This window comes from Altererythrobacter sp. CAU 1778, from assembly GCF_054482795.1.
In genome coordinates this window covers 747,813-773,645 of the sequence record NZ_JBTLRP010000001.1, presented here as the reverse complement: position 1 = coordinate 773,645, position 25,833 = coordinate 747,813, and the positions used below count along the sequence as shown (strand labels likewise).

Annotated in this window: 25 protein-coding genes; 10 read left to right on the top strand and 15 right to left on the bottom strand. The window is 65.4% G+C overall.

Annotated features, from left to right (window positions below; translation table 11 throughout):
• The first annotated feature begins 33 nt into the window (after nt 1-33).
• Nucleotides 34-2,937, top strand: coding sequence for a M16 family metallopeptidase (locus tag ACXYN8_RS03425; protein WP_458887899.1), 2,904 nt, complete (start codon nt 34-36; stop codon nt 2,935-2,937).
• 47 nt (nt 2,938-2,984) lie between these two features.
• The gene (locus tag ACXYN8_RS03420; protein WP_458887898.1) at nt 2,985-3,290 is read left to right on the top strand and encodes a hypothetical protein; all 306 of its coding nucleotides are present in this window, start codon (nt 2,985-2,987) and stop codon (nt 3,288-3,290) included.
• 60 nt (nt 3,291-3,350) lie between these two features.
• Here ACXYN8_RS03420 and ACXYN8_RS03415 read toward each other — a convergent pair whose 3' ends face one another.
• From ACXYN8_RS03415 to rpsU, 6 genes are all read right to left on the bottom strand, one after another.
• The gene (locus ACXYN8_RS03415) at nt 3,351-3,806 is read right to left on the bottom strand and encodes a tRNA (cytidine(34)-2'-O)-methyltransferase (protein WP_458887897.1); all 456 of its coding nucleotides are present in this window, start codon (nt 3,804-3,806) and stop codon (nt 3,351-3,353) included.
• A gap of 242 nt (nt 3,807-4,048) precedes the next feature.
• A complete protein-coding gene (gene gatB, locus ACXYN8_RS03410) occupies nt 4,049-5,545 on the bottom strand; it encodes an Asp-tRNA(Asn)/Glu-tRNA(Gln) amidotransferase subunit GatB (protein ID WP_458887896.1) in 1,497 nt (498 codons plus the stop codon).
• 2 nt (nt 5,546-5,547) lie between these two features.
• Nucleotides 5,548-7,032, bottom strand: a complete 1,485-nt coding sequence (gatA, locus tag ACXYN8_RS03405; RefSeq protein ID WP_458887895.1) for an Asp-tRNA(Asn)/Glu-tRNA(Gln) amidotransferase subunit GatA — start codon at nt 7,030-7,032, stop codon at nt 5,548-5,550.
• Nucleotides 7,029-7,331 carry an Asp-tRNA(Asn)/Glu-tRNA(Gln) amidotransferase subunit GatC gene (gene gatC / locus ACXYN8_RS03400; RefSeq protein WP_458887894.1) on the bottom strand — a complete coding sequence of 101 codons (303 nt, stop codon included), beginning with the start codon at nt 7,329-7,331 and terminating at the stop codon, nt 7,029-7,031. The genes gatA and gatC overlap by 4 nt, the downstream gene beginning before the upstream one ends.
• Nucleotides 7,332-7,367: 36 nt before the next feature.
• Nucleotides 7,368-7,955: an FKBP-type peptidyl-prolyl cis-trans isomerase gene (locus tag ACXYN8_RS03395; protein WP_458887893.1), complete on the bottom strand. Its 588-nt coding sequence runs from the start codon at nt 7,953-7,955 to the stop codon at nt 7,368-7,370.
• A 145-nt stretch (nt 7,956-8,100) separates the two neighbouring features.
• On the bottom strand, nt 8,101-8,307 hold the full coding sequence (gene rpsU / locus ACXYN8_RS03390) for a 30S ribosomal protein S21 (RefSeq protein WP_006834591.1): 207 nt from the start codon (nt 8,305-8,307) through the stop codon (nt 8,101-8,103).
• A 226-nt stretch (nt 8,308-8,533) separates the two neighbouring features.
• Between rpsU and crcB the strand changes: the two genes are divergently transcribed.
• From crcB to ACXYN8_RS03360, 6 genes are read left to right on the top strand one after another with little or no spacing between them, the layout of a single operon-like run.
• A complete protein-coding gene (gene crcB, locus ACXYN8_RS03385) occupies nt 8,534-8,944 on the top strand; it encodes a fluoride efflux transporter CrcB (protein WP_458887891.1) in 411 nt (136 codons plus the stop codon).
• The gene (locus tag ACXYN8_RS03380) at nt 8,941-10,137 is read left to right on the top strand and encodes an RluA family pseudouridine synthase (RefSeq protein WP_458887890.1); all 1,197 of its coding nucleotides are present in this window, start codon (nt 8,941-8,943) and stop codon (nt 10,135-10,137) included. The genes crcB and ACXYN8_RS03380 overlap by 4 nt, the downstream gene beginning before the upstream one ends.
• A gap of 1 nt (nt 10,138) precedes the next feature.
• Complete coding sequence (locus ACXYN8_RS03375; protein WP_458887889.1) at nt 10,139-10,738, top strand: FMN-binding negative transcriptional regulator; 600 nt, start codon at nt 10,139-10,141, stop codon at nt 10,736-10,738.
• A gap of 5 nt (nt 10,739-10,743) precedes the next feature.
• Nucleotides 10,744-11,397 (top strand): HAD-IA family hydrolase, encoded by a 654-nt coding sequence (locus ACXYN8_RS03370; protein ID WP_458888898.1) that lies wholly within the window; start codon nt 10,744-10,746, stop codon nt 11,395-11,397.
• Nucleotides 11,394-11,606 (top strand): hypothetical protein, encoded by a 213-nt coding sequence (locus ACXYN8_RS03365; RefSeq protein WP_458887888.1) that lies wholly within the window; start codon nt 11,394-11,396, stop codon nt 11,604-11,606. Before ACXYN8_RS03370 ends, ACXYN8_RS03365 begins: the two co-directional genes overlap by 4 nt.
• Nucleotides 11,603-12,301 (top strand): ATP12 family chaperone protein, encoded by a 699-nt coding sequence (locus ACXYN8_RS03360; protein WP_458887887.1) that lies wholly within the window; start codon nt 11,603-11,605, stop codon nt 12,299-12,301. Before ACXYN8_RS03365 ends, ACXYN8_RS03360 begins: the two co-directional genes overlap by 4 nt.
• A 6-nt stretch (nt 12,302-12,307) precedes the next feature.
• Here ACXYN8_RS03360 and ACXYN8_RS03355 read toward each other — a convergent pair whose 3' ends face one another.
• Genes ACXYN8_RS03355 through ACXYN8_RS03340 form a run of 4 tightly spaced genes read right to left on the bottom strand, consistent with a single transcriptional unit; the run spans nt 12,308 to nt 15,867 of the window.
• Complete coding sequence (locus ACXYN8_RS03355) at nt 12,308-12,919, bottom strand: ABC-type transport auxiliary lipoprotein family protein (RefSeq protein ID WP_458887886.1); 612 nt, start codon at nt 12,917-12,919, stop codon at nt 12,308-12,310.
• Entirely contained in the window at nt 12,916-13,854 is a 939-nt protein-coding gene (locus ACXYN8_RS03350) for an MlaD family protein (protein WP_458887885.1), read from the bottom strand. The genes ACXYN8_RS03355 and ACXYN8_RS03350 overlap by 4 nt, the downstream gene beginning before the upstream one ends.
• Nucleotides 13,855-13,858: 4 nt before the next feature.
• Nucleotides 13,859-14,761 carry an ABC transporter ATP-binding protein gene (locus tag ACXYN8_RS03345; protein ID WP_458887884.1) on the bottom strand — a complete coding sequence of 301 codons (903 nt, stop codon included), beginning with the start codon at nt 14,759-14,761 and terminating at the stop codon, nt 13,859-13,861.
• Nucleotides 14,758-15,867, bottom strand: coding sequence for an MlaE family ABC transporter permease (locus ACXYN8_RS03340; RefSeq protein WP_458887883.1), 1,110 nt, complete (start codon nt 15,865-15,867; stop codon nt 14,758-14,760). The genes ACXYN8_RS03345 and ACXYN8_RS03340 overlap by 4 nt, the downstream gene beginning before the upstream one ends.
• A gap of 80 nt (nt 15,868-15,947) precedes the next feature.
• Between ACXYN8_RS03340 and ACXYN8_RS03335 the strand changes: the two genes are divergently transcribed.
• On the top strand, nt 15,948-18,752 hold the full coding sequence (locus ACXYN8_RS03335; protein WP_458887882.1) for a valine--tRNA ligase: 2,805 nt from the start codon (nt 15,948-15,950) through the stop codon (nt 18,750-18,752).
• 100 nt (nt 18,753-18,852) lie between these two features.
• Nucleotides 18,853-19,587 (top strand): 7-carboxy-7-deazaguanine synthase QueE, encoded by a 735-nt coding sequence (locus ACXYN8_RS03330; protein WP_458887881.1) that lies wholly within the window; start codon nt 18,853-18,855, stop codon nt 19,585-19,587.
• Between the two features lie 127 nt (nt 19,588-19,714).
• Here the strand turns inward: ACXYN8_RS03330 and ACXYN8_RS03325 are convergent, their stop codons facing one another.
• The 5 genes from ACXYN8_RS03325 to ACXYN8_RS03305 all read right to left on the bottom strand — a co-directional run bounded on the left by ACXYN8_RS03325 (nt 19,715) and on the right by ACXYN8_RS03305 (nt 25,824).
• Nucleotides 19,715-21,457: an ATP-binding protein gene (locus ACXYN8_RS03325; RefSeq protein ID WP_458887880.1), complete on the bottom strand. Its 1,743-nt coding sequence runs from the start codon at nt 21,455-21,457 to the stop codon at nt 19,715-19,717.
• A gap of 88 nt (nt 21,458-21,545) precedes the next feature.
• Nucleotides 21,546-22,298 (bottom strand): TIGR02186 family protein, encoded by a 753-nt coding sequence (locus tag ACXYN8_RS03320; RefSeq protein ID WP_458887879.1) that lies wholly within the window; start codon nt 22,296-22,298, stop codon nt 21,546-21,548.
• On the bottom strand, nt 22,295-23,209 hold the full coding sequence (locus ACXYN8_RS03315) for a sulfite exporter TauE/SafE family protein (RefSeq protein WP_458887878.1): 915 nt from the start codon (nt 23,207-23,209) through the stop codon (nt 22,295-22,297). Before ACXYN8_RS03315 ends, ACXYN8_RS03320 begins: the two co-directional genes overlap by 4 nt.
• Nucleotides 23,210-23,263: 54 nt before the next feature.
• Nucleotides 23,264-24,421: a hypothetical protein gene (locus ACXYN8_RS03310; protein ID WP_458887877.1), complete on the bottom strand. Its 1,158-nt coding sequence runs from the start codon at nt 24,419-24,421 to the stop codon at nt 23,264-23,266.
• Nucleotides 24,418-25,824, bottom strand: a complete 1,407-nt coding sequence (locus ACXYN8_RS03305) for a glycosyl transferase family protein (RefSeq protein ID WP_458887876.1) — start codon at nt 25,822-25,824, stop codon at nt 24,418-24,420. Before ACXYN8_RS03305 ends, ACXYN8_RS03310 begins: the two co-directional genes overlap by 4 nt.
• Nucleotides 25,825-25,833: the final 9 nt, after the last annotated feature.

The following is a 25,833-nucleotide window of genomic DNA, read 5'->3' as shown; positions in this document are numbered from 1 at the left end:
CCAGTTGCACCTGCAACAAGACTTCGGGGATGCATGAACGTGACCGCCAAATTCGCCACCGCCTCGCTGCTCGCTCTCGCTCTGGGAGCCTGCGCCACGACCAATACCGCGCCTGCGGAAACCGCGGCAGCCGCCATGCCTGCCAGCGCGGAACCGGCACCGCTGGAAGAGCTCGTCGATGCGGTGAACATCCCCTACGATCGCTTCACCCTCGATAATGGGCTGGAGGTTCTGGTCCATACCGATCGCAAGGCGCCTGTCGTTGCCGTCTCGGTATATTACGCCGTCGGATCGAAGCACGAGCCGGACGGCAAGACCGGCTTCGCCCACCTTTTCGAACACCTAATGTTCAACGGCAGCGAGAATGCGCCGGGCGACTTCTTTGAACCGCTGCGCCAGGTCGGCGCGACCGATTTCAACGGCACGACGTGGTTCGACCGGACCAATTACTTCCAGACCGTGCCGACCGGCGCGCTCGACCGCGCACTGATGCTCGAAAGCGACCGCATGGGCTACCTGCTGGGCGCAGTCACGCAGGAGAAGCTGGATAACCAGATCGGTGTCGTCCAGAACGAAAAGCGGCAGGGGGACAACCAGCCCTACGGCCTCGTCGAGTACGAGGAGCTGGAGAACCTCTATCCCTCCGGCCACCCCTATCACCATTCCACCATCGGCTCGATGGACGACCTCTCCAACGCCACGCTCGACGACGTGAAGGGCTGGTTCCGCGATCATTACGGTCCGAACAACGCCATCCTCGTGCTGGCAGGCGATATCGACACGGCGACGGCACGGACGAAGGTCAACAAGTGGTTCGGCGCGATCCCCGCCGGGCCGGAAATCCAGCCGGTCGCGGCACCTGTGCCGACCCTCGATGCGCCGGTCTCCAAAACCATAAAGGATCAGGTCGCGACCACGCGCGTCTACCGGATGTGGGCGGTGCCGGGGCTGGACAATCCGTCCGAAAGCATCCCGCTGGCGGTCAGTTCGCTGGTGTTGGGCGGCCTCTCGTCCTCCCGTCTCGACAATGCGCTGGTGCGCGAACAGGAAATCGCCACCAGCGTCGTCGCCTATGCCGGTATCTTCGCGCAGGCGGGCCAGTTCGTGACCTACGCCGACGTCAAGCCGGGGGTGGAACCGGCAACGGTTGAAGCTGCTTTGGACGCGGAAATCGCGAAATTCCTTGCCGAAGGGCCTACGGCGGACGAACTACGCCGCGCGGCGACCGTCTCCACCGCCAGCACCATTCGCCAACTGGAATCGGTCGGCGGCTTCGGCGGCAAGGCCCCGACGCTGGCCGAAGGTCTGCTCTATTCCAACGATCCCGCGGCCTACAAGCGCGAGCTGGAAACGATTGCGACGCTCGACCCTGCACAGGTTCGCGACGCTGCGGCCCGGTGGCTGTCACGCCCCGCGTTCAAGCTGACCGTCGAACCGGGCGAGCGGACCGAAGGCGGCGAGAACCGCGGCGGCTTCGTCACCGGCGAGGGGGCGACGGGCGGCCCGGCATGGTATGCCAACCCTGCCTTCGAATTCCAGGCAAGCACGGGCGTGGCCGCGACGCAGGCCGACCGCTCCAAACTGCCGGAACTCGACGAACTTGCCCCGCTGGACTTCCCCGCGATCGAGCGCACGACGCTTTCCAATGGCATGAAGGTGCTGTTCGCCCGCCGCGCGGCAATCCCCGCCGTGCTCGTGCGCGCTTCCTTCGACGTCGGCTATGCTGCCGACAGCAAGGACACGCTGGGCCTGCAATCGCTCATGCTGCAGATGATGGACGAAGGGACGGAAGATCTCGATGCGACCGAACTCGCCGTCGCGCAGGAACGGCTGGGTGCGAACATCAGCACACTCGCCGATTACGACGTAACCGCCTTCCAGACGAGCGCGCTGGCACCCAACCTCGCACCCACGCTCGAACTGCTGTCCGATTTCATCCGCAAACCCGGCTTCGATCCCAAGGCGCTGGAGCGCGTACGCGCCCAGCAGCTTACCCGCCTGAAGTCCGAAGCGACCACGCCGGCCTCCATCGCGCAGCGCGTGCTGATGCCGACGCTCTACGGCGCTGGTCATCCCTACGGCATTCCGCCGTCCGGCCTGGGCGAGCAATCGGTGGTCGAAAACGCGACGGTGGACCAGCTGCGCGCCTTCCACGACACCTGGCTGCGGCCCGACGCCGGCACGATCTACGTCGTCGGCGATACCACGATGGCCGAGGTCGGGCCGATGCTGGAGCGTGCCTTCGGCGACTGGCAGAACCCCGCCGGCGCGGCCCCGGTCAAGGATTTCTCCCCTGCCATCCCGCAGCAGCAGCAGCGCGTCATCCTGATCGACCGGCCCAAGTCGCCGCAATCGGTGATCTTCGGCGGCCGTGTCATCGGGACCAAGGGAACAGACGACCGCATCCTGCTCGACGCCGCGAACGAGATCTTCGGCGGCAGCTTCCTCAGCCGCATCAACATGAACCTGCGCGAGACGAAGGGCTGGGCCTATGGCGTGCGCAGCATCGTTCGCCAGCCGGACGAGAGCGGCGCCTTCCTGCTCTACGCCCCGGTTCAGGCCGACCGCACCGGGGATTCCATCGCCGAATTGCGCAAAGACCTGGCCGATTTCATTTCCGGCAAGGGCGTCAGCGGCGAAGAGCTGGAGCGGACGGTCAACGGCAACGTCCGTCAGTTGCCGGGTCAGTTCGAAACCGCGGGCGATGTGCTGGGCGGCGTGATCAATATCGACAGGCTGGAACGCCCCGATGATTATTACGAGACGCTGGCGGATCGTTACCGCTCGCTCACCGCGGCGCAAATCGATGCCGAGGCGCGCAGCCGCATGACCGGAAACGATTACGTCTGGGTCGTCGTAGGCGATGCGAGCGTGGTGGAACCGCAGCTGAAACAGCTTGGCCTGCCGGTGGAAGTCCGCCCCTCGCCAGCCGAATAATTCTGCGTCATAAGAACAGCGTCGAAACACAACATCAGGAGAGAGATATGTCCGTAGCCGGCACTTACGATTGCGTCACGAAGAGCCCGATGGGTGACCAGAAGGGCACGCTTACCGTCGTGCCGAGCGAAGATGGCACGACCTTCACCGGCTCCATGGCCGGAAGCATGGGCGCGATGGACGTGCAGGACGGCACGATCGACGGAAACACCCTCGCCTGGACGATGAACATGACGGTGCCTATGCCCATGGCGCTCAACTGCACGGCCACGGTCGATGGCGACCATCTGACCGGAAAGGTCGGTGCGGGCGCGTTCGGCGATATGCCGCTGACCGGCCAGCGTCAGGGCTAATTTTCAGCACCGTTTTTTCACGGGGCCGTCGGAGCGATCCGGCGGCCCTTTTGCATGTGCCTACAGCTTGCCGCGCAACGCCTGATAGGCGGCGGCCGCAACCGTGTTTGCGAGATTCAGGGATCGCACCTTGTCCGAACGCATCGGCAGGCTGACCATTTGCGCGGCGTGCGCCTCCACGATCCCGGGCGGCAGCCCCTTGGTCTCGCGCCCGAAGACGAGATAGGCGTCGGCGGGATAGTCCGGCTCGTAGAAACTGCGCGGCGCGAACTCTTCGAACAGGAACATCTGGTCCGAACGCGGCTGCCGCTCCGCCAGAAACGAGTCCCAGCTGGGGAACTCGACCAGCCGGATATGCTGCCAGTAGTCGAGGCCGGAGCGCTTGAGCCGCTTGTCCGAAATCTCGAAACCCAGCGGATGGATGAGGATCAGCTCCAGATCGAGCGCCACGCAGGTCCGCCCCACGGCGCCAGTGTTGCCCGGTATCTCCGGTTGGACGAGAACGATGGAAGTCATGGCCCTCGCCTAACCCATTGCAGGCGAACGGCGAAGCGCGACGTGTCTATCAGATAGCAGGCATCATCGCGCGAAAGGCGCAAGGTCAGTCGCCTCCGATTGCGCCGTGCGATCTCCGTCTTAGATCTCTCGCTGAGTGCGGCTTACATTTGGTCTCGTGGGCGGGTTCCGACATCGGAAAGCACCGTCCTGTTTATTCGATCAGCAGGGTGCAGGTCTCGCCCGCACCCTGATCGGCACGATTACCCCAGCTTGTCCTTCAGGATCTGGTTGACCACCGCCGGATTGGCCTTGCCCTGCATCGCCTTCATCGTCTGGCCGACGAAGAAGCCGAACAGCTTGTCCTTGCCGCCGCGATATTCCTCCACCTTGTCGGTGTTGGCCGCGATGATGGCATCGACCGCTTCCTCGATCGCGCCGGTGTCGCTGACCTGCTTGAGGCCCTTTTCATCGGCGATGGCTTCGGGATCGCCGCCGTCACGCAGGACGATCTCGTAGATCTCCTTCGCCTGACCGCCGCTGATCTCGCCCTTGTCCTGCATGGCGAGGATGCTGGCCTGCGCGGACGCGGTGGCATTGGCGGGATCGCCATCGTCGCCGAGCGCCTTGGCCACGCCCGGCGCGACCGAGAGCGACCAGTTGGCGACCTGCGTCGCAACGTCCTTCTCCGGCTTGCCGATCTTAGCCGCGGCCTGCGCCAGCAGCGTTTCGAAGCGTGCGAAGGTTTCCACCTCTGCCGTCAGTTCGCGCGCGTTGTAGGGGGTCAGGCCAAGCTCGTTCTCATAGCGCGCCCGCTTGGCGTCCGGCAGCTCGGGCAGGCTGGCGCGACATTCCTGCAAGAAGGCATCGTCCAGTTCGACCGGCAGCAGGTCGGGGTCAGGGAAGTAGCGATAGTCGTGCGCATCTTCCTTGCTGCGCATGGAGCGGGTTTCGTTCCTGTCGGGATCGTAGAGGCGCGTTTCCTGCACCACCGTGCCGCCATCCTCGATCAGTTCGACCTGGCGGCGTGCCTCCTGCTCGATCACGGCCATCACGAAGCGTACCGAGTTGACGTTCTTCGTTTCGGTGCGCGTGCCGAATTCCTCGCCCGGTCGCCGGACCGAGACGTTGACGTCCGCGCGCATCGAGCCCTGTTCCATGTTACCGTCGCACGATCCGACGTAGCGCAGGATAGCGCGCAGCTTGCGGACATAGGCCCCGGCTTCGGCGGGGGAGCGCATATCCGGCTTCGAGACGATTTCCATCAGCGCGATGCCGGTGCGGTTGAGATCGACGTAGCTCTGCGTCGGGTGCTGATCGTGCATCAGCTTGCCCGCGTCCTGCTCGACATGGATTCGCTCGATCCCGATGACCTTGTCCGCCGGGATGCCCGCCTTCTCGTCCGCCTCGATCAGCAGCTGCCCCTCGCCCACGATGGGGTGGTAGAGCTGGCTGATCTGGTAGCCCTGCGGCAGGTCGGCGTAGAAGTAGTTCTTGCGGTCGAACCGGCTCCACGCGTTGATCTGCGCCTCGATCGCCATGCCGGTGCGAACCGCCTGTCGCAGACATTCGCGATTGGGCACGGGCAGCATTCCGGGCATCGCCGCGTCGATCAGGCTGACCTGCGTGTTCGGTTCCGCCCCGAATTGCGTGCTGGCGCTGGAGAACAGCTTGGCGTTGGAAGTGACCTGCGCGTGGACTTCGAGGCCGATGACGACCTCCCATTCCCCGGTTGCGCCCGTGATGCGATATTCGCTCATGTTTACCACCACTTCTCAGGTTTCGCCGTGAACCCGGCGCGCTGTTCTATCGCCAGCCCTGCGTTCAGCACGCCCTGTTCGTCGAAGGGCTTGCCGATGATCTGCAGACCCAGCGGCAGGCCGTCGGAGGTCAGCATCGCAGGGACGCTCATCGCCGGGAGGCCCGCCAGCGAGGCGGGGACGGCGAAGACGTCGTTGAGATACATCGACAACGGATCGTCGGTCTTGTCGCCCAGCGCAAAGGCTGCGGTGGGGCAGGTCGGCGCGAGGATCACGTCGCACTGTTCCCACGCCTTCGCGAAGTCCTGCGCGATCAGCGTGCGGATCTTCTGCGCCTGCGTGTAGTACGCATCGTAGAACCCTGCCGAGAGCACATAGGTGCCGATCAGCACGCGGCGCTTCACCTCGTCGCCGAAGCCTTCGCTGCGAGTCGCTGCGTACATATCCTGCAGGCCCGCCCCTTCGGGAAGGTCGCGCAGGCCGTATCGCACGCCGTCATAGCGCGCGAGGTTGCTGGACGCCTCGGCTGGCGCGATGATGTAATAAGCGGGGAGTGCGTATTTGGTGTGCGGCAGGCTGATGTCGACGACATCTGCGCCCGCATCCTTCAGCCAGGCAATGCCTGCGTCCCAGCTCTTGAGGACTTCCTCGTCCGTCCCGTCCATGCGGTATTCGCGCGGTATGCCGACGCGCTTGCCCTTGAGATCGGGATTGAGGCCGCCTTCCCAGTCGGGCACGGGCATGTCGAGGCTGGTCGCGTCCTTGGGGTCGAACCCCGCCATCGCGCCGAGCATGATCGCGCAGTCGCTGACATCGCGCGCCATCGGCCCGGCCTGGTCGAGGCTGCTGGCGAAGGCGACGACGCCCCAGCGCGAACAGCGTCCGTAGGTCGGCTTGATGCCGGTGATGCCGGTGAAGGCGGCAGGCTGCCGGATGGAGCCGCCGGTGTCGGTGCCGGTCGCTGCCGGGCACAGCCGCGCGGCAACCGCGCTGGACGAACCGCCGGAGCTTCCGCCCGGTGCCAGCGCAGCGTTGCCGCCTTCCTTGCGCCAGGGCGAAATGACGTTGCCGAAGTAGCTCGTCTCGTTCGACGAACCCATGGCGAACTGGTCCATGTTCAGCTTGCCGAGCATCCCCGCGCCGGCGTCCCACAGCTTCTGCGAGACGGTGCTTTCGTATTCGGGAACGAAGCCTTCGAGAATGTGGCTGGCCGCCGTCGACTGCACGCCCTTGGTGCAGAACAGGTCCTTCATGCCGATCGGCACGCCTGCCATGCTGCCGAGCGTGTCACCCTTGGCGCGCGCGGCATCTACCGAATCGGCCGCTTCCAGCGCCTTTTCGGGCGTTGCAACGATGAAGGCGTTGAGCGCATCGTTCGCGGCCGCGACATTGGCATTGAAGCCTTCCGCCACTTCGCGCGCGGTGAATTCGCCAGAGGCGACGCCGTCGCGGATCGCCTTGATGCCGAGATTGGTCAGTTCGGTCATTCGATCACCTTCGGGACTGCGAAGAAGCCGTGCTCGGCCACCGGCGCATTGGCCAGCACCTCGTCGCGCATGCCGCCGCCGGTCAGCGGGTCGGCATCGACCACGTCGTCGCGCAGGCGCAGGCTATTGGGGATGACGGCGGTCATCGGCTCGACGCCGCTGCAATCCACCTCGCCCAGCTGTTCCACCCATTTGAGGATGTTGTTGAGTTCGGGGACCATCCGCTCCAGCGCGGGCTCATCCATCCGGATGCGCGCAAGGCTGGCGATCTTGGCCACCTCTTCCTTCGTGACGGACATTCGGCCCGCCTCCTTCCTTGCTCTAAAAAGTGTTCGTTACTGCTGCGGAGCAGCGGTTTCCGGAGCGCCCGTCGGAGCACCCTGTGCGCCCGCCGCGCCCTGTTGCTGCTGCATCATCTGCTGGAGCATGGCGATGCGACGCTGGAAATCTTCTTCCGACATGAAGTCGATCATTTCCACTTCGAACACGAGGTCCGAATTGGCCGGAATGTCGGACCCCGGAGGCGGCGTCGCGCCATACCCCTTGTCCGCCGGGATGAAGAGTTCGTACTTGCCGCCCTTCTTCATCTGCTGGAGCCCTTCGAAGAAACCCTGCACGGTCGCGCCTTCCTGCACCGGGAAGGGATTGCCTTCGGGGAACAGGCCGGCGGGGATCGGCGCTTCCTGCGACTGGTCGAAGACCGTACCATCGGGAAGCTTCCCGACATATTTGACGAAGGCGACGTCACCGACCTGCGGCGCGGCGCCGAGGCCCGGCTCTATCTCCGTCACGGAAACGCCCTTGGGCATGGCGGCCCACGCCACCATCAGCGCCAGCGCGAGCGCCACGATCACGCCGAGCCATAGTTTGGCGAGCGAGCCCTGCTTGATCGGTCGCAAGGGAACGCGCGTAACTTCTGCCATCGAAATTTTCCTGTCCGAATTGTTGGCCCGGCATGTCTGGCCCGAAAATACTTGGTCAGGCCATCTGCGCCGCAACGCAAAAGGGGCCCGGGATTGCTCCCGCGCCCCTTTGGCTTATCGCTTGGCTGCGTTCAAGCGCTACGGCTTATTTGATGCCGTCGCGTTCCATCCGCTTGCGCTCCAGCTTGCGGGCGCGGCGAACGGCGGCGGCCTTTTCACGGGCGCGCTTCTCGCTCGGCTTTTCGTAGTGGCGGCGCAGCTTCATTTCGCGATACACCCCCTCGCGCTGCAGCTTCTTCTTGAGCGCGCGGAGAGCCTGATCGACATTGTTATCGCGAACCATGATCTGCATAAAAGAAATCGCCTCTTTCTGATACTTAGCGGAGATTGCCCGCGAGCAGACGCGGGATGCACCGTCCGATTGGTAAGTCTGTCATTCCAACGAAAAACGCGCCGAATCCGTTCCGGATCGGCTGGAAACAGCGCGCCACTAACGCAAGCGCGGCAAAGATGCAAGTTTGCTGAGCCATTGCCGCAGGCGCCTTCCCACGCGGCGCCATCACCGCTAGAGGGGCGCGATGGCCGTTACCCCTCCTTTCATCGCCACTGCCTATGTCGCGCTCGGCGGGGCGATCGGTGCCGTGCTGCGTCACCAACTCGGGCGCGGCATGACCGGCTGGCTCGGACCGCAGATGGTGACGAGCTTTCCCTATGCAACTCTCGCAGCGAATGTGGCGGGCAGCCTGGCCATGGGCCTGCTGGCTGGCTGGATGGCGCGCCACGGCGATGGGGGCAACGATCATTGGCGGCTGTTCCTCGGCGTCGGCGTGCTGGGCGGCTTCACCACTTTCAGCGCCTTCAGCCTGGAAATGATGATGCTGATCGAACGGGGGGAGCCGCTGACCGCGGTCACCTACGCCGCTGTGTCGCTGCTGGCCGGGCTGACCGCGCTTTACGTCGGGCTCATCGTGATGCGGGTGGCGGCATGAGCGATCGCGTAAGACAATTCACCGTTGCGCCGGATGACGATGGCGTGCGGCTCGACCGCTGGTTCAAGCGCCATCTGCCGCAAATCGGGTTCGGCACGATCAGCAAGTGGGCGCGAACCGGGCAGATCCGGGTCGATGGTGGGCGGGCCAAGCCCGAAGATCGCCTCGTCGCCGGGCAAACCGTCCGCGTGCCGCCGGGCGGCGAGGACACCGTGCGTGGTGCCCGCCCCCGCCGCGAACTGACCGACGACGAGATCGCGCAGGCCGAAGCCATGCTGATTCACCGGGACAAGGCGGCAATCGTCCTCGACAAGCCGCCGGGCCTCGCGACGCAGGGTGGCACCGGCACGCACAGCCATGTCGACGGATTGCTCGACGCCTACATGGGCGAAAAGGGCCCGCGGCCCCGCCTCGTCCACCGGCTGGACAAGGATACGAGCGGCGTATTGCTGGTCGCGGCGACACCGGGCAGCGCGGCGTTCTTCTCCAAGCGGTTCTCCGGCCGTTCGGCGCAGAAGATCTACTGGGCGCTGGTGGTCGGCGTGCCCGATGTCGGGCAAGGGACGATCGACGCGCCGCTCGCCAAGCAACCCGGTTCGGGCGGCGAGAAGATGCACGTCGACCCTGAAAACGGCCAGAACGCCAAGACGCTCTACCGCGTGGTCGACCGCGCCGGAAACCGCGCCTCCTGGGTGGAACTGCAACCGCTGACCGGCCGCACGCACCAGCTGCGCGCGCACCTCGCCGCCATCGGCCACCCCATCGTCGGCGACGGCAAGTATGGGGGACAGGAAGCATTCCTGACCGGCAGCGTCAGCCGCAAGATGCACCTCCATGCACGGCGGCTCATCATCGAGCATCCCGACGGCACGCCGCTGGATGTGACCGCCCCGCTGCCCGAACATTTCGCCGGCACGATGGCGCATCTCGGCTTCGACGAGACGATGAGCGAGGCCGAACCGCTCGCCGAGCCGGTGCCGGAGCGCAATCGCGCGGAAAAGAAACAGGCTGCCAAGGCGCATGCCAAGCAATATCGCAAGGAACGGCGCGGCGAGCGCAAGTCCCGCGGGGCGGCACCGGTCGGCAAGCTCGGCAAGAAATCCGGCGGGGGGAAGCGCAAGGGGCCGGTCAAGGGCGGCAAACCCGGCCTGAAGCCGAGCGGAGGCAAGCCAACCGGCAGGGGTCGCGGCTGACATGCATCCCAATCCGCTGTTCCGGTCAGACGATTCAGCGCTGCTCGACCGGCTGGTGGAGCGCCATTCCTTTGCCAGCATCTTCCTGACCACACCCGATGGTCCGCGCGTGGCGCATACGCCGCTCCTGCCTGCGGGCGTCGGAAAATGGCGCTTCCACCTCGCGCGGGGCAATGCGCTGACCCGCCACCTGGATGGTGCGCGCGCCCTCGCCGTGGCGCAGGGACCGCATGGTTACATCTCGCCGCGATGGTACGCCGACCGGGCGACGGTGCCGACATGGGATTACGTCGCGGTCGAACTGGAAGGCCCGGTGCGCCAGCTCTCGCAGCACGAACTCGACGCCTTTCTCTACGAGCTGATAGACCGGCATGAGGGTGCGCTGCCCGGTGATGCCTGGTCGCCGCAGGAGACGCCCCGCGCGGTGTGGGACGCTCTGCTGAAGGGTATCGCCGGTTTCGAACTGACCGTCGACATCACTCGCCCCACGCTTAAGCTCTCGCAGAAGCGCGGCGCTCAGGAGCGCGCGACCATCGCCGCCGGGCTGAAGGCCGCTGGCAATACAGAGCTTGCCGTTGCCATGCGGGATCGGACGGCATGAGCGGCCTGACGCCCCGCCTCGCAGTCTTCGATTGTGACGGAACGCTGGTCGATGGCCAGCACGAGGTCTGCGCCGCGATGGAAAGCGCCTTCGCGCAGAACGGCCTGACCGCACCCGAACGCCACGACATCCGCCGCATCGTCGGCCTCAGCCTGCCGCACGCGGTGCGCCGGCTCGCGCCCGAAGCCAGTAACACGCTGAACGCAAGGCTGGTCGCGGCATACAAGGAAGCCTTTTTCGAAGCGCGCCAGTCGGGCCGATTGCACGAACCGCTGTTCGACGGGGTGCGCGAATTGCTCGCTGCGCTGGACGAGGGCGGCTGGCTGCTCGCCGTGGCCACCGGCAAATCGGATCGCGGCCTCGACGCCTGCCTCGCCGCGCACGGGATCTCGGACCGTTTCATCAGCTTGCAGACCGCCGACCGTCATCCGGGCAAGCCCGACCCCGCCATGCTGGAAGCGGCCATGGCGGATGCGGGCACCGCGCCTGACGATACCGTGATGATCGGCGATACGACCTTCGACATCGCAATGGGCCTGAACGCGGGCGTGCGCAGCCTCGGTGTCGCATGGGGCTATCACGAAAGCGACGAACTGCTCGCCTGCGGAGCGGAAGCGGTTGCGCGCGACGTCGCGCATCTGCAGGAGCTGCTGGGATGAGCCAACACGATCCCGCCAACGCGCGCTATTACTTCATGTCACTGCACCGGCTCATCGGCGGAGTGCTGGTGCTGCTCGGCCTGATGGTCGTGTCCGAGACGCTCGATTGGTCGCCGATCGTCGGCTACGCGCTGCTGGTGGTCGGGCTGCTCGACTTCTTCATTGCGCCGCTGATATTCGCGCGGATGTGGCGGACGCCCAAGGAATGAAACGCTTTTACAAGGATGTCGCCGTCACAAAGGTGGACGGCGGCTGGCAAGTCACGCTCGATGGGCGCGGGGTGAAGACGCCCGCGAAGGCTGCTCAGGTCGTGCCCACGCAAGTGCTGGCAGAAGCGCTCGCGGAGGAATGGCGCGCACAGGGTGAGGAACTGGATTACCGAACCCTGCCCATGCGCGACTTGGCGGACTACGCCATCGACCGCGCCGGGTTGGACGCCGCGCAGATCGCCGACAAGCTGCTCGGCTTCGCCGAGACCGACACGCTTTGCTATCGCGCCGATCCCGAGCACCCACTCTACCGGCGGCAGCTGGATATTTGGGAGCCGATCCTGACCGGCATAGAGGAACGCCACGGGGTCCAGTTCGAGCGAACCAGCGGCATCCTGCACCGCCCCCTTTGCGCGGAGACGGTCGCGACTCTACGCGAGGTAGTGGCGCGGCACGATCCGTTTACGCTGGCCGCGCTGGAGGTCCTGACCGCCCTTGCCGCCTCGCTCGCCATCGGGCTTGCTGCGCTGGAGCGGGACGCCGATGCGCTCGCGCTGTTCGGAGCGGCGAACCTCGAACAGGACGTTCAGGCAGAGCGTTGGGGATGGGAGCAGGAGGCGGAGGCCGCCCGCCAGGAAAAGCAGGACGCGTTCGTCCGTTCCGCGAAATTCGCCCGGCTCGTGCGCGCGGGCTGAGCCGGGTCAGCCGACCCAGGCCGCCACGTCTGCTGCGACGGCATTGGCCGCACGGTTGAGGACCGGCGCGATCGCCGCTGCCTCCGCCGCGACGCCCGGCTCGACGCTTTCGAAGCGCCGCGTGCGATATTCGCCCGACGGCATGATCATGGTCGCGTCATAGCGCACGACAACGCTGCCGGTGGTCGCGTCGTATCCCATTTCGGTCAGCTGCCCGGTCAGCCGCGTGCCCGCGGCGAATTCGGCGTCCGGCCCTTCCAGCACCAGCCGGTTGCCCGAACTGCGGATGGTTTCCGCCAGCAGGCGTTCGAACAGCACGGCGGGTTTTTCCACCCACTGCGCGTCTTCGAGATAGGCGACATTCGCGCTGTCGATCTGCACCGGCACGCGGTTCACGTCGAGCCGCTGCGGTGCGCTGATGTCCACCACCGCGATGGCATTCTGGGGCGATCCGGACGCGCCCATGCCAGCGGCCATGGTGGCCGACGGCGTCAGCGTGAAGAGGCTGTCGGGCGGCTCAGCACCGAAGCTGATGCATCCGGCCAGCGCGGTCGTTCCGGCCAGCACCGCGGCAGGCCGCAGCCCACGCAGAGCGGAAAGAGTATGCTTCGCGATCATGGCTTGTAATCCGGCAGTTTCTGGCCGCCGACGAGCGCGCCCGCGCCCTGATCGCCGACCTTGTTGGTGATTTCACGCAGCGAGGCGCTGGTACGGCGCAGGTCGCGCAAGGTCGCCTCCGCCGCTGGCAGCGTTTCGGTATTGAGCTTGCGCATCGCGGGCTCCGCAGAATCCAGCGTCTGTTCGAGAGAGGCGGCTGCCCCTTGCGCGGAAGCGAGCGTCTTGCGCAGCTCCGCCGCGACCGACTGGCCTTCCTGATTGATGACCTCGTCGGTGGAACCCATCACCTTTTCGAACGCCGCCAGCGAATAGTTCGCCTGCCGCAAGGTCGCCTGCAGTTCTGCCAGCGTACGCTCCAGCTGGGGCGCGGCATCGGCAACGCTGTCCGTCATGCGGTTCGTGTTGTCGAGAATCCCTGCGATCGAGTTCTGGTTGCGGTCGTCCAACACCTGCGTCAGCCGCTCCGTCAGCGTGGCGAGCCGTTCCAGCAGCAGCGGCGCATTTGCCAGGATCTCGCCCAGTCCGCCCGGCTTCGTGGGGATGACCGGCACGCCTTCCGGCCCGGGATCGCTGATCGGCGGTGCGCCGCGCACGGCTCCGTCGAGAATGATAGTCGACACCCCGGTGAAGCTGCCCTGGATCGTCGCAGTCGTGCCTTGCAGGATCGGGAATTCGTCACGCACGGCGATGCGGACGCGCACGAATTCAGGGTCTTTCTCCCACAAGGCGATCTTTTTGACCTGCCCTGCGCTGACCCCGGCAAAGGTCACCTCGGAGCCGTTGGCGAGACCCGCCACCGACTGCTTGAAGAAGATGTCGTATTCCTTCTGGTCGCTCTGGTTGAGGCCGGCGAGCCAGATGATGAAGGCGGCGAGAGCCGCCAGCAAAGCCAGCGTGACGCCCCCGACCAGCAGATGATTTGCCCGTGTTTCCATGTCGCTACGCGCTATCCCCCGATTTGGCGGGTTTGTCCATCGCGCCCTCGCCCGCCGCCTGTCGCTTTTCAGCGGCTTTCTTCGACGCCGCGTCCTTGCTGCCGAGCGCGGCGCGGCCGCGCGGGCCGTTGAAATATTCCTGTATCCAGGGGTGGTCGAGCGCCATCAGTTCATCGATCGTGCCCACCGCGATCACCTTCTTGTCGGCGAGCACGGCCACGCGGTCGCAGATTTCGTGCAGCGTATCGAGGTCGTGGGTGATCAGGAACACCGTCAGCCCCAGCGTCGCCTGCAATTCCTTGGTCAGCTGGTCGAAGGCCGCGGCGCCGATCGGATCGAGTCCGGCGGTCGGCTCGTCGAGGAACAACAGTTCCGGGTCGAGCGCCAGCGCACGGGCAAGGCCGGCGCGCTTCTTCATGCCGCCCGAAAGCTCGTTCGGGTATTTGCTCAGCGCGTCTTCCGGAAGTCCCGACAGCAGCACCTTGTAGCGCGCGATTTCCTGTAGCAGCTGCGGCTCTATGTCCGGGTAGAACTGCTTGAGCGGCACCTGCACGTTCTCGCCCACCGTCAGGGTGGAGAACAGCGCCCCGCCCTGAAACAGCACGCCCCAGCGACTGCGCACGCCGATGTCTTCATCCGGCTCCGACCGGGTGATCGAGCGGCCGAAAACGTCGATGTCACCTTCCGCCGGGGTCTGAAGCCCGATGATCGAGCGCATCAGCACCGACTTGCCGGTGCCCGATCCGCCCACCACGCCGAGAATTTCGCCGCGCCGCACCTTCAGATCGAGATCCTCGTGAACCGCGAAATCGCCGAAGCGATTGGTCAGCCCTTCCACGACGATCGGATATTCGCCGCGATAACGCTCGTGCCGGCCCGGCGAATCGGTGGGGTTCTGCTCGCTCATCCCCACCCCAGCGAGGTAAAGAAGACGGCGAAGAAGGCATCGAGAACGATGACCGCGAAAATTGCCTGCACCACCGCCTTGGTCGTGCGCAGGCCGACGTCTTCGGAGTTCCCCTCCACCTTCATGCCCTGGTAGCAACCGGCAAGCGCGACGATCACGCCGAACACGGGCGCCTTCACCATGCCGACCCACAAGTCGTAAGGCGGGACCACGTCCTTGATACGTTCAAGGAAGGTCAGGAATGGAATGCCGAGCGCAATGTCACCGACCACCGCGCCGCCGATGATGGCAATCACCGAGGCATAGAAGCCAAGCACGATCATCATGAAAGTGCAGGCGAGCATCCGCGGAATCACCAGCGCCTCTATCGGCGAGATGCCGATGGTCCGCATGGCGTCGACCTCCTCGGTCAGCTTCATCGTGCCGATCTGCGCGGCGAAGGCGGAGCCGGAACGGCCCGCGACCATGATCGCGGTCATCAGCACGCCCAGTTCGCGCAAGGTGATCCGGCCGACGAGATTGACCGTCAGCGTTTCCGCCCCGAACTGCTGCAACTGCACCGCGCCCTGTTGCGCGATGACGATGCCGATCAGGAAGCTCATCAACCCGATGATCGGCAGGGCATCCACGCCGACCAGTTCCAGCTGGCGGACGAAGGCCTTCATGCGGAACCGCCGCGGGTGGCGGATAAGCGCCCCCATGCCGAGTATGATCTGACCGACGAAGCCGACGACGTCCTTGGCGCCGGTGCCGTAACCGCTCAGGATCTTGCCGAGTTCGGAGGGGACGCGGCGATAGAACGGTTCACGCGGGGGGCGCACGGCGATGTCGCTCTGCGTCGCGTTGATCGCCTTCATCAGCCGGCTTGCCCGTTCCGATGCCCCGACGACCTTCGCGCCGGTGAGTTCGGCGGTCGAGCAGGCCATGTAGGCTCCGACGGTATCGATCTCGCTAATGCCGGAAATGTCGATTTCGCTGACCGGCCCGTCGATCGCCCGCAGGTCCTGATCGATCGCACCGATGGTGGAAACCAGGTATGGCCCGGTCAGGACCAGCCGCGTGCCGCCGTCGCCTTCTTCCAGCTGATATTCCGCGACACTCGCCATCACGGCTCGCTATGCGGGCAAATTCCTGCGGCGACAAGTCGTTGCGTCGCGTCTCCACCGCTGGCATTGGCACCCGCGCCATGACCAAACAGATCGACACGACCTTCGACCCTTCCGCGATCGAGACGCGCTGGTACGCGCATTGGGAGGAGAACGGCCTGTTCCGGCCCGAGCGTCCCGATGCCGAGCCCTTCACCATCGTCAACCCGCCGCCCAACGTGACGGGGTCGCTGCACATCGGCCACGCTCTCGACAACACGTTGCAGGACATCGTGATCCGTTACGAGCGGATGCGCGGCAAGGATGCGCTGTGGGTGGTGGGCACCGACCACGCAGGGATCGCCACGCAGATGGTGGTCGAGCGCCAGATGGAAGATCGGCAGGACAAGCGGACCAATTACGACCGCGAAGGCTTCGTCGAGAAAGTCTGGGAATGGAAGGAAGAAAGCGGCGGCCAGATCACCCGCCAGCTGCGCCGGCTCGGCTGTTCGATGGACTGGAGCCGCGAGCAGTTCACCATGGACCCGCACTTCACAAAGGCGGTGCTCAAGACCTTCGTCGATCTCTATAACGACGGCCTCATCTACCGCGACAAGCGGCTGGTGAACTGGGACCCGAAGCTGAAGACCGCCATCTCCGACCTCGAGGTCGAGACACGCGAGGTGCAGGGCCACATGTGGCACTTCAAATACCCGCTCGCCGGCGGGGAAACCTACACCTACGTGGAGCGTGACGCCGAGGGTAACGTGGTGCTGGAGGAGGTGCGCGATTACATTTCCATCGCCACGACGCGCCCGGAAACCATGCTGGGCGATGGCGCTGTGGCGGTGCATCCGGACGATGCGCGCTATGCCCCGATCGTGGGCAAGATGTGCGAAATCCCGGTAGGTCCGAAAGAACATCGCCGCCTGATCCCGATCATCACCGACGACTATCCCGACCCCGACTTCGGATCGGGCGCGGTCAAGATCACCGGCGCGCATGACGAAAACGACTTCGGTGTCGCGCAGCGCAACGGCATCCCGATGTATCGCCTGATGGACGAAGCTGCGGCAATGCGTAGCGATGGCGCACCCTACGCCGAATGCTCGGCCCGCGCGCAGGCGATTGCCGCGGGCGAAGCGGCAGAGGCGAGCGTGATCGACGCGCTCAACCTCGTGCCCGAAAGCTACCGCGGGCTCGACCGCTACGCCGCGCGCAAGCAGGTCGTTGCCGACATCGACGCCGAGGGGTTGATGATCGCGGTCGAGGACAAAGTCATCATGCAACCCTTCGGCGACCGGGGCGGCGTGGTTATCGAACCGATGCTGATGGACCAATGGTACGTCGATGCCGAAAAGCTCGCCGTCGCGCCGATGCAGGCGGTGCGAGACGGGCGGATCGAGATCGTCCCGAAGGCGTGGGAAAAAACCTTCTTCAACTGGATGGAAAACATCCAGCCGTGGTGCGTCAGCCGCCAGCTGTGGTGGGGGCATCGTATTCCGGCATGGTACGGGCCAGACGGTACGGTTTTCGTCGCAGAGACAGAAGAAGAGGCGCAGGCGAAGGCAGGCGAAGGCACCCCCCTTACCCGCGATGAGGACGTCCTCGACACATGGTTCTCCAGCGCCCTGTGGCCTTTCGCCACGCTCGGCTGGCCGGACAGCACCGACCTGCTCGAAAAGCACTACCCCAACAGCCTGCTCGTCTCCGGCTTCGACATCCTGTTCTTCTGGGACGCGCGGATGATGATGCAGGGGATGCACCTGATGGGCGAGGTGCCCTGGCCGCGCCTCTATCTCCACGGCCTCGTCCGCGCGCCGGACGGGCAGAAGATGTCGAAGTCCAAGGGCAATGTCGTCGACCCGCTCGGACTGATCGACCAGTACGGCGCCGATGCGCTGCGCTTCTTCATGGCGGCGATGGAAAGCCAGGGCCGCGACATCAAGATGGATGAAAAGCGGGTCGAGGGATATCGCAACTTCGCCACCAAGCTGTGGAACGCGACCCGCTTCTGCCAGTCCAACGGCATCGGCGCGTCGGACACCATCGCCGCGCCTTCCGCGAAACTCGCCGCCAACCAGTGGATCATCGGCGAGGTCCAGCAGACCGTCGCGGAGCTGGACAAGGCGATGGCCGATCTGCGCTTCGACGCGGCCGCCAATGCGATCTACCAGTTCACCTGGAGCCGGTTCTGCGACTGGTATCTGGAACTGATCAAGCCTGTGTTCGCCGAGGGCGCGAGCGAGGATGCGGCGGCCGAGACCCGCGCGGTCGCCGGATGGGCGCTCGACCAGATCCTCGTCATGCTGCACCCATTCATGCCCTTCGTCACCGAAGAGCTGTGGCACGCGCAAGCTACGATCAGTGGGGGCGAAAGGCCGTACGATCTGATCGTCGCAAAGTGGCCCGAACCGCAGGCCAAAGTGAGCAAGCACGCGACCGACGCCATCGACTGGGTCATCGCGCTGACCACTGCCACCCGCAGCGCCAAGAACGAGCTCGGCATCCCGCCGGGCGCGAAGCTGGCAGCCTGGCTCCCCGCCCCCTCCGCCATCGCCAGCGCGACGGTAGAGCGCAGCAGCGCCGCCATCGAGCGGCTGGCGCGGCTTACGCCCGTCACCTTGGGCGAGGCACCGGACGGGCCGGCGATGCAAGTCACGGCGGGCGAAGACGTGTTCGTCATCCCGCTCGAAGGCGTGATCGACATCGACGCGGAAAAGACGCGCCTCGAAAAAGCACTCGTCGTGTCGCAGAAGGAAGCCAAGTCTCTCGAAGGGCGGCTTTCCAACGCCAATTTCGTCGAGCGGGCCAAGCCGGAAGCGGTCGAGAAGGCGCGCGAGGACCATGCCCATCATGCTCGCGAGGTCGAGCGGCTGACGGCAGCGCTCGCGCGGCTCGACTAGTTTCCGGCGGCGCGCAAACCTGTCACACGGGGGCGGATTACGCCTTCCGCGATCGTGCGGTATAGGACGTGCCAACCTTGTTAGCTGCGTGGGAAATCGAATGACGCTGGTGCTTGCCACCGACGACACTGGCGGGCCGGAGATCTTCGCTTCGCTTCAGGGCGAGGGGCCGAGCGCGGGCAAGCCGGTCGCGTTCCTGCGCCTGTCGCGCTGCAACCTCGCTTGCGTGTGGTGCGACACTGCCTACACCTGGCACTTCGAAGGGGACGCGCGCCCGCACCGTTCGGGCGAGCACTACGATCGCAAGGCCAACCAGATCGCCCTGTCGCCTGCCGAGGTGGCGGAGCGCGTTGCGGCGCTCGGCCAGAAGCGCCTTGTCATTACCGGCGGCGAGCCGCTGCTTCAGGCAGGCCGGCTGGCGGATATGCTGGAGCATCTTCCCGATACGGCCGTGGAGATTGAAACCAACGGCACGGTGGACCCGCCCGCGCGGTTCGACATCCGGGTGAGCCAGTACAACGTAAGCCCGAAGCTGGCGCATAGCGGCAACCCTGCGGACCTGGCGCTCAAGCCGGAAATGCTCGACCGCTGGGCCACCGACCCGCGCGCCTTCTTCAAGTTCGTGATCGCCAAGCCCGGCGACCTCGACGAGGTGCTGGCTCTGCAAACCCGACACGGTATCGTGCCGGAGCGCCTGTTCCTGATGCCCGAAGGTACCGACAGCGCGGCATTGCGGGAGCGGGAGGCTTGGCTCGCGCCTCTATGCCTCCAACATGGCTTCCGCCTGTCCGACCGCCTGCATATTCACCTCTACGGGGATACCCGCGGAACGTAGCTGTACAAGAGATTTCGCCGCGAGCGAAGCGAGCGCAAGGGCGACCGCCCGCCCGCGCCGGCCCCCGTAGCGCAGCGGAGGGAATAGCCGGGAGAACGGAGGCGCTGATGCGCCTTCGCAAGAAACATCACCCGCCCTGCGTGCGCCAGCGCTGCACGATGTTGTGCACCGCCTCTTCCTCGCCGCCCGTCTGGCGCCAGAGTTCGACGAAGCTGGGATCCTCGGACGCGGGCCGCTTGACCTCTTCGAGGTTGTCGAAGCTGACCCGGATCGGGATCGAAACGCCCTCGCCGCAGATGATGCACTCGCGGTTGCGAAGCGCCGGGATGGAATCGAGGAAGCCGCGCGCACCTTCGGGCATGGCCGCCTTCACGAACGCCTGGTCGCGGTCGTTGTTGAGGCGCATCGAGATGATCGTGCCGCACTGCGACAGGACGCCCTCCGCAAGGTCGGACGGGCGCTGGGTGATGAGGCCCAGGCTGATGCCGTATTTACGCCCTTCCTTGGCGATGCGCGACAGGATGTTACCGACCGACGATCCATCGGCGTTCTTCTCGTTCGGCACGTAACGGTGCGCTTCTTCGCAAACCAGCAGGATGGGCGAGGTCTTTTCCTCGCGGCCCCAGATGGCGAAGTCGAACACGAGGCGGCTCAGCACCGCGACCACCGTGCTGGTCACGTCTGACGGCACACCCGACACGTCGATGATCGAGATCGGCTTGCCGGTGCTCGGCATACGAAAGATCTTCGACAGGAAGTGCGCCATCGTGTCGCCGACCAGCATTCCGGAGAACATGAACTGGTAGCGAGGGTCGTTCTTCAGCTCGTCGAGCTTGGTCTTGATCCGCATGAAGGGGGCCGTGTTGGTCGCCTTGTCGAGCTTCCCCATCTCGTTCTGGATGATGTTCGACAGGTCGGACAGCAGATACGGCACCGGCGAATCGACGGTGATCTTCGGTATGGTTTCCGCAAGGCGGCTCTTCTGCCGCGCCTGCAGCAGGCACTTGGCGAGAATGTCGGCATCGGCCTGACGGTCGTTGCCGTAGCTGGTCAGCAGGATCTCGCAGTGCTCTTCGAAATTGAGCAGCCAGTAGGGCATCTGCAAATTGGTAACGTCGAAGATCATGCCCGTGGTCTTGAACGCGGCGGAGTATTCGCCGTGCGGGTCGATCATCACGATGTGGCCTTCAGGCGCGGCTTCGCAGATGCGGTGAAGGATCAGCGCGGCGCTGGTCGATTTGCCCGTACCGGTCGAGCCGAGCAGCGCGAAGTGCTTGCCCAACATGGCGTCGATGTAGATGCCAGCGCGAATGTCTTCCGTCGGGTAGACGGTGCCGACCTGGATCGCGCTGCGACCGTCGCTGGCGTAGATCTGGCGCAGGTCGGCCGTGGTCGCGGGATAGATCAGCGAACCGGGGATCGGATAGCGGGTGACGCCGCGGCGGAAGCCGTGAATCTTGCCGGTGATCTTTTCTTCCTGGCCTTCACCCAGGAAGTCGATGCCGGCGATGATCCCTGCATTGTTGCGCCGGTCCTGCCGCTGGTCGCGCACGCTGGCGAGCAGCCAGCCGCCCGGCACCTTGATCTTGATCTGGCTGCCGACCTGTCCGGCGAGCGCGATCGAGGGGTCGGAATCCTCGGCACATTCGCCGAGGCGTTGAACGTCGAGAGCGATCTGCGATCCTGCGCCGCCGATTTCGAGCACCACGCCAATCGGCTGGGTCGCATTGGCGGACAGTTGCTGCTGCACCGGTTCGGCAGGCTTGGCGGCAGCAGGCGCGCTCACCTGCGGCGCTGGCTGTGGCGAAGCAGAACCGTAATCGTCCGCCGGGTCATGTGTCTTGAACTTGTGTGCGCCCATATCGGTCATAGCAGAAACCGTTCCCTCATATCCGAAGGTCTTCTCGCTATGTGATCGGGGTTAATATCTGCTCAATTTTTGCAGAGGGCGTGCTCGGTCAGACCAGCGCGAACAGTCGCCCTGCGATCCAGCCCATCGCGATCGACAGTGCCACGGCAAACAGGCCGTAGAGAAACGGACTGTCCTGCGCGTAGTTGGCCACGATCCGTTCGAACCCGAGCTTGCGCACTTCGACATCCGCGCTGGCCGAGGCGATCACCCGTCCCCGCGTGATGGCGAAGGTTTCGGCGGTATAAGTGCCGGTCGTGACGTTCGATGGCAGCGATATGCGGGCCTGATAAAGCACGTCTTCGCTGATCGTGACGCCCCCCGGATTCTCCTGATACAACCCCCCGCGCCGGCGCAGGTCGACCAGCCCCGCGGTGAAACGCGCCTGTTCCTGCGGATCGATGGCACCGATGGGGGAGAGCTGGAGGTAGTTCAGCCCAAGCTCGAAGATGGCGGCGGTCTTCTCGTCGACGATCTGGTCGATCGACCGCGAACTGGCGACGGCGAAGAATGACGGGGCGGAACGAAAGTCGGTGTCGTCGGCATTGACCCACATTCCCGCGATGCGAGCCTTCTCGCGCACGCGGATGGGTTCGGTCGGCCCCTTGAGCACCACGACGATGTCGTAGTCGCGGCCCGCCCGGCGGCCATCGGGTTCGAGGATCGCGCCGAACAGCAGCAGTTCGGTTCCGGTGAAACCCTGCCGCACCTGGATTTCGTGTTGCGAGACCTCGGGCACGAGGATCGGCTCGCGCTGGGCGCTGCACAGCACCAGCGCGAGAAGGGCGATGATTATCCTCATAACGGCGCCACCGTGTAGATCTCGCTCGGCGTGATGCCGAGACCCCATGCCATGCGCAGCGCAACCAGCAGGACGGTGACCGCCAGGGCAAGGCGCAGCACCTCCGGCTTGGCCTTCTGCGCAAGGCTCGCGCCAATTTGCGCGCCGGTGACCGATCCGAACAGCAGCAGCCCGGCCAGCACGATGTCGACCGCCTTGGTCGTCAGCGCGTGGGTCATGGTCGTCGCCATGGTGATGAACAGGATGAAGAACAGCGAGCTGCCGACCACGACCCGCGCACTCATGCCAAGGATGTACAGCATGGCCGGAATCAGCAGGAAGCCACCGCCCACGCCCATCAGCATCGTCAGGATGCCCACGACGAGCCCCAGCAACATCGGTGCAAGTGGCGAGATGTAGAGGCCGGAGCCGTAGAAACGCCAGCGCATCGGCAGGCTGGCAACCAGTGGATGGTGGCGGCGCGAAGATGCGCGGGGCTTCGCCTTGCCCTTCGCCTGCTGCATGGTCTGCCAGCTTTCCCGCGCCATCAACGACCCGATCCCGCCGAGCAGCAGGACGTATAAAATATTGATCACCGTATCGATCTGGCCAAGCGAGGACAGCAGGTTAAACAGCAGCGCGCCCAGCATGGTGCCGAACAGCCCGCCGAACACCATTACGCCTGCCATGCGGAAGTCCACGCCATCGCGCCGGCTGTGCGCGAAGACGCCGGAAATGCTCGCCCCGGTGACCTGGCTGGCAGCGGAAGCCGCGGCGACCGTGGGCGGAATGCCGTAGAAGATCAGCAGCGGCGTCGTCAGGAATCCGCCGCCGACCCCGAACAGGCCTGACAGGATTCCGGTCAATCCGCCGAGCATGACAATCACCAGCCCGTTGACCGCCAAATTCGCAATCGGGAGGTAGACGTCCATCCCTGCGCGCCTAACGCACGGCGCAGCGGGAATGAAGGGAAACCTTCGCGGCGCTCAAAAACCTGCCGTGAGTGTGACCGCAGGGCCTGATCCGGGTGCGGCCTCTCCCGCGACGCGAAATCTCCAGTCGGCACTGAGACGCGCGTCGACATCGCCCACCGATACGCCAAGGCTGGCGGTCGGACCGATGTCGAGACGGCCAGAACCCTTCTGCGCGCCGCCCCATGCACCGAGGCCCGCGCGGACGGGCAGGGTCTCGAGCCGGAAGACTTCGCGATCGACGCTTAACTGGCCATCGACGAACGGCGTGGCAAAGCGTCCGCCGACATAGCCCGCCTGCGCATACGTGGTCGCACGGAGGCCAAGGGGACCTTCTACCGGCGCAATCTCCGTGACGGCGTAGGCGGCGGGCCGCAATTCGGTCCGCTCCGCAAAACGCGACACGCGGCCTTCGGCAGCAAGACTGATCGGGAGCTTTGCGATCGGCCTGATCGTGGCGCCGAGCGCGCTCTCCGCCTCACGCGCTCCCTCTAGCGCCGTCGTGGTGCGGGCAAACAGCGCAGGCCGCAGGGGCGAGGACGGGGCAAGCCGGTACCGCGCGACCGCACCTGCCTGGCTGCGCCCGTATGTCGGCCCGGACACGATACTCTTGCTGCCCCCACCGGGCCGGACGAACAGCCAGCTGTCGAGCGACCAGCGATCGGTCCGCGAAGTTGCGGGCCGGACAGCGGCGAAACCGGCTGCCGGTGTCGCTCGCGGCGACGGCTGCGCCCCCATCAGGGCTGCCGATAGCTCGGAGGGCAATGCAACGTGCGACAGGCCGGCGGCGAGCAGGATGTTGTGTCCGGCGGACAGGTGAACCGCGGGTATGTCCCGTCGCTGGAAAGCAGAGCCATGTGCAACCGGTCCGGCGAATCCGGGGCGGCTCCATGCCGTAACCGGATCGTCGGTCAGATGCGGGGCAGGCTTGATCGGGACCGGCGCAAAATGAGGGGCCTCGGTGTCGTCCGATGGGACAATGGAAGCGGGATGGCTCGCAGTGGGAGCGACCGCCGGCTGCTTCGCCGCATACTCGGAGAAGTCGGCGTAGCCGGCAAGCCGGGCCGTATCGCTAGATGCCGGCTCCCAAATCGCCGCACGCAAGCCGATCCAGCCGAATACCACCACTGTCAGAAGCAGGAGCGGCTGTCCGCGAAACGCCGCGCCCTTCATGCTGCTGCCCCGGCAGGGCGCGGGATGGACGGATGGGCGAGATGCTCGGTCTTGTCCCAGGCAGGCTTGCTGCCGTCGAGGCTGCGCAGATAGCCCGTGATGGCCCGGCGCGCCGCCATGATCGCGATGATGTTGGCGAGCGGAATGCGCAGGATCGCCAGCAATCCTTCGGTCCGCCCATAATCGCGCGACGTGAAGGCGAACCGCATCAGCGCACGCCACGCGAAGCTCACGAACCCAAGCCCCACCAGCCAAGCGAGCAAGGGCGGCAGGGCGACAGAAGGCTGCTGAGCCCACCAGCCCAACGCCGCGATCATGGCGGATATCACCAGCAGCAGGTAAGCGGCAGCCAGCACGATCGCCGCAAGCGGACCCTTGCGGTCGCGCAGCAACATCCAGGTGTCGAGCACCCGCCCGCTCCAGCCGAGCCGGTCCCAGCCTTGGAAGGCGATGCCATGCAGCCAGCGCGTTTTCTGACGAACGGCTGTGCCAAGCTGGTCGGGGAAACAGGCGCGCGTGGCGATCAGGCGCCCGCCCTCGCCCCGCACGCGCAGGAAACGCGACCGTCCGCCAAGCGCCTTCACCTTTAGGCCTAGCTCGTAATCCTCCGTTAGGCTGTCGACGGAAAAGGGCGCGCCATCGCCGTCGACCTGTTGTGCGAAGACCCGCATCATGTCGCGCGAGAAGGCGCAGCCCACGCCGGCGGCCGGGATCGCGAGGTCGAGCGCATCGCGCACGACCATCGCCTTGCCGTGGCTTTCCGCGAACTCGTCCGCATAGTGATTGGCAATCCAGCGGCGGTCGGATCGCATGGCCGGAAGAACCGGCAGCTGGACGAATTCCGCTTCCGCCAGCGCGCGGTCGACCAGCGCGAGCGCGGCCGGATCGACCATGTCTTCCGCATCGTGCAACATCACACTGCGAAAGGCGCTGCCTTCACGCTTTTCGTCGTCCTGCATCGCGCGATAAAGCCGGTTGAGACAATCCGCCTTTGTGGTCGGACCGAGCCTGTCGTGAACGACAATGCGGACACGGGGATCGCCCGCGGAGGCGTCGATAGCTTCGGCAACCGTCGCGGGATCGTTGGCGTAGCAACCGATGTAGATCCGCAGTTCGTCCTGCCGCCAGGCATCGCGCATATGCGTTATCGTCGCCCGGATGACCCCCGCCTCGCGCCATGTCGGCACGAACACGGCGCAGCGCCCCGTCAGCGGCATCTCCCGCAGCTCCGCTGCAGCAACCCGCAATCCCCGCGCACGGCCGGTGAGGCGCAGCCAGAACCAGATCAGGTCCAGGGCGAATTCGTCCAGTGCGCCGATGATGAAGAAAACGCCCGCGAACAGCAGCAGCTCGTGCTGCGCGAGCACGAGCCATTCGTAAAGCGACGCATTTGCCCAGTTCAAACGGAAGCC

Excerpts from the sequence above, each read along its gene's own strand:
- ACXYN8_RS03425 (WP_458887899.1), top strand. The coding sequence starts at position 34 with ATGAACGTGACCGCCAAATTCGCCACCGCCTCGCTGCTCGCTCTCGCT.
- ACXYN8_RS03420 (WP_458887898.1), top strand. The coding sequence starts at position 2,985 with ATGTCCGTAGCCGGCACTTACGATTGCGTCACGAAGAGCCCGATGGGT.
- ACXYN8_RS03415 (WP_458887897.1), bottom strand. The coding sequence starts at position 3,806 with ATGACTTCCATCGTTCTCGTCCAACCGGAGATACCGGGCAACACTGGC.
- gatB (WP_458887896.1), bottom strand. The coding sequence starts at position 5,545 with ATGAGCGAATATCGCATCACGGGCGCAACCGGGGAATGGGAGGTCGTC.
- gatA (WP_458887895.1), bottom strand. The coding sequence starts at position 7,032 with ATGACCGAACTGACCAATCTCGGCATCAAGGCGATCCGCGACGGCGTC.
- gatC (WP_458887894.1), bottom strand. The coding sequence starts at position 7,331 with ATGTCCGTCACGAAGGAAGAGGTGGCCAAGATCGCCAGCCTTGCGCGC.
- ACXYN8_RS03395 (WP_458887893.1), bottom strand. The coding sequence starts at position 7,955 with ATGGCAGAAGTTACGCGCGTTCCCTTGCGACCGATCAAGCAGGGCTCG.
- rpsU (WP_006834591.1), bottom strand. The coding sequence starts at position 8,307 with ATGCAGATCATGGTTCGCGATAACAATGTCGATCAGGCTCTCCGCGCG.
- crcB (WP_458887891.1), top strand. The coding sequence starts at position 8,534 with ATGGCCGTTACCCCTCCTTTCATCGCCACTGCCTATGTCGCGCTCGGC.
- ACXYN8_RS03380 (WP_458887890.1), top strand. The coding sequence starts at position 8,941 with ATGAGCGATCGCGTAAGACAATTCACCGTTGCGCCGGATGACGATGGC.
- ACXYN8_RS03375 (WP_458887889.1), top strand. The coding sequence starts at position 10,139 with ATGCATCCCAATCCGCTGTTCCGGTCAGACGATTCAGCGCTGCTCGAC.
- ACXYN8_RS03365 (WP_458887888.1), top strand. The coding sequence starts at position 11,394 with ATGAGCCAACACGATCCCGCCAACGCGCGCTATTACTTCATGTCACTG.
- ACXYN8_RS03360 (WP_458887887.1), top strand. The coding sequence starts at position 11,603 with ATGAAACGCTTTTACAAGGATGTCGCCGTCACAAAGGTGGACGGCGGC.
- ACXYN8_RS03355 (WP_458887886.1), bottom strand. The coding sequence starts at position 12,919 with ATGATCGCGAAGCATACTCTTTCCGCTCTGCGTGGGCTGCGGCCTGCC.
- ACXYN8_RS03350 (WP_458887885.1), bottom strand. The coding sequence starts at position 13,854 with ATGGAAACACGGGCAAATCATCTGCTGGTCGGGGGCGTCACGCTGGCT.
- ACXYN8_RS03345 (WP_458887884.1), bottom strand. The coding sequence starts at position 14,761 with ATGAGCGAGCAGAACCCCACCGATTCGCCGGGCCGGCACGAGCGTTAT.
- ACXYN8_RS03340 (WP_458887883.1), bottom strand. The coding sequence starts at position 15,867 with ATGGCGAGTGTCGCGGAATATCAGCTGGAAGAAGGCGACGGCGGCACG.
- ACXYN8_RS03335 (WP_458887882.1), top strand. The coding sequence starts at position 15,948 with ATGACCAAACAGATCGACACGACCTTCGACCCTTCCGCGATCGAGACG.
- ACXYN8_RS03330 (WP_458887881.1), top strand. The coding sequence starts at position 18,853 with ATGACGCTGGTGCTTGCCACCGACGACACTGGCGGGCCGGAGATCTTC.
- ACXYN8_RS03325 (WP_458887880.1), bottom strand. The coding sequence starts at position 21,457 with ATGACCGATATGGGCGCACACAAGTTCAAGACACATGACCCGGCGGAC.
- ACXYN8_RS03320 (WP_458887879.1), bottom strand. The coding sequence starts at position 22,298 with ATGAGGATAATCATCGCCCTTCTCGCGCTGGTGCTGTGCAGCGCCCAG.
- ACXYN8_RS03315 (WP_458887878.1), bottom strand. The coding sequence starts at position 23,209 with ATGGACGTCTACCTCCCGATTGCGAATTTGGCGGTCAACGGGCTGGTG.
- ACXYN8_RS03310 (WP_458887877.1), bottom strand. The coding sequence starts at position 24,421 with ATGAAGGGCGCGGCGTTTCGCGGACAGCCGCTCCTGCTTCTGACAGTG.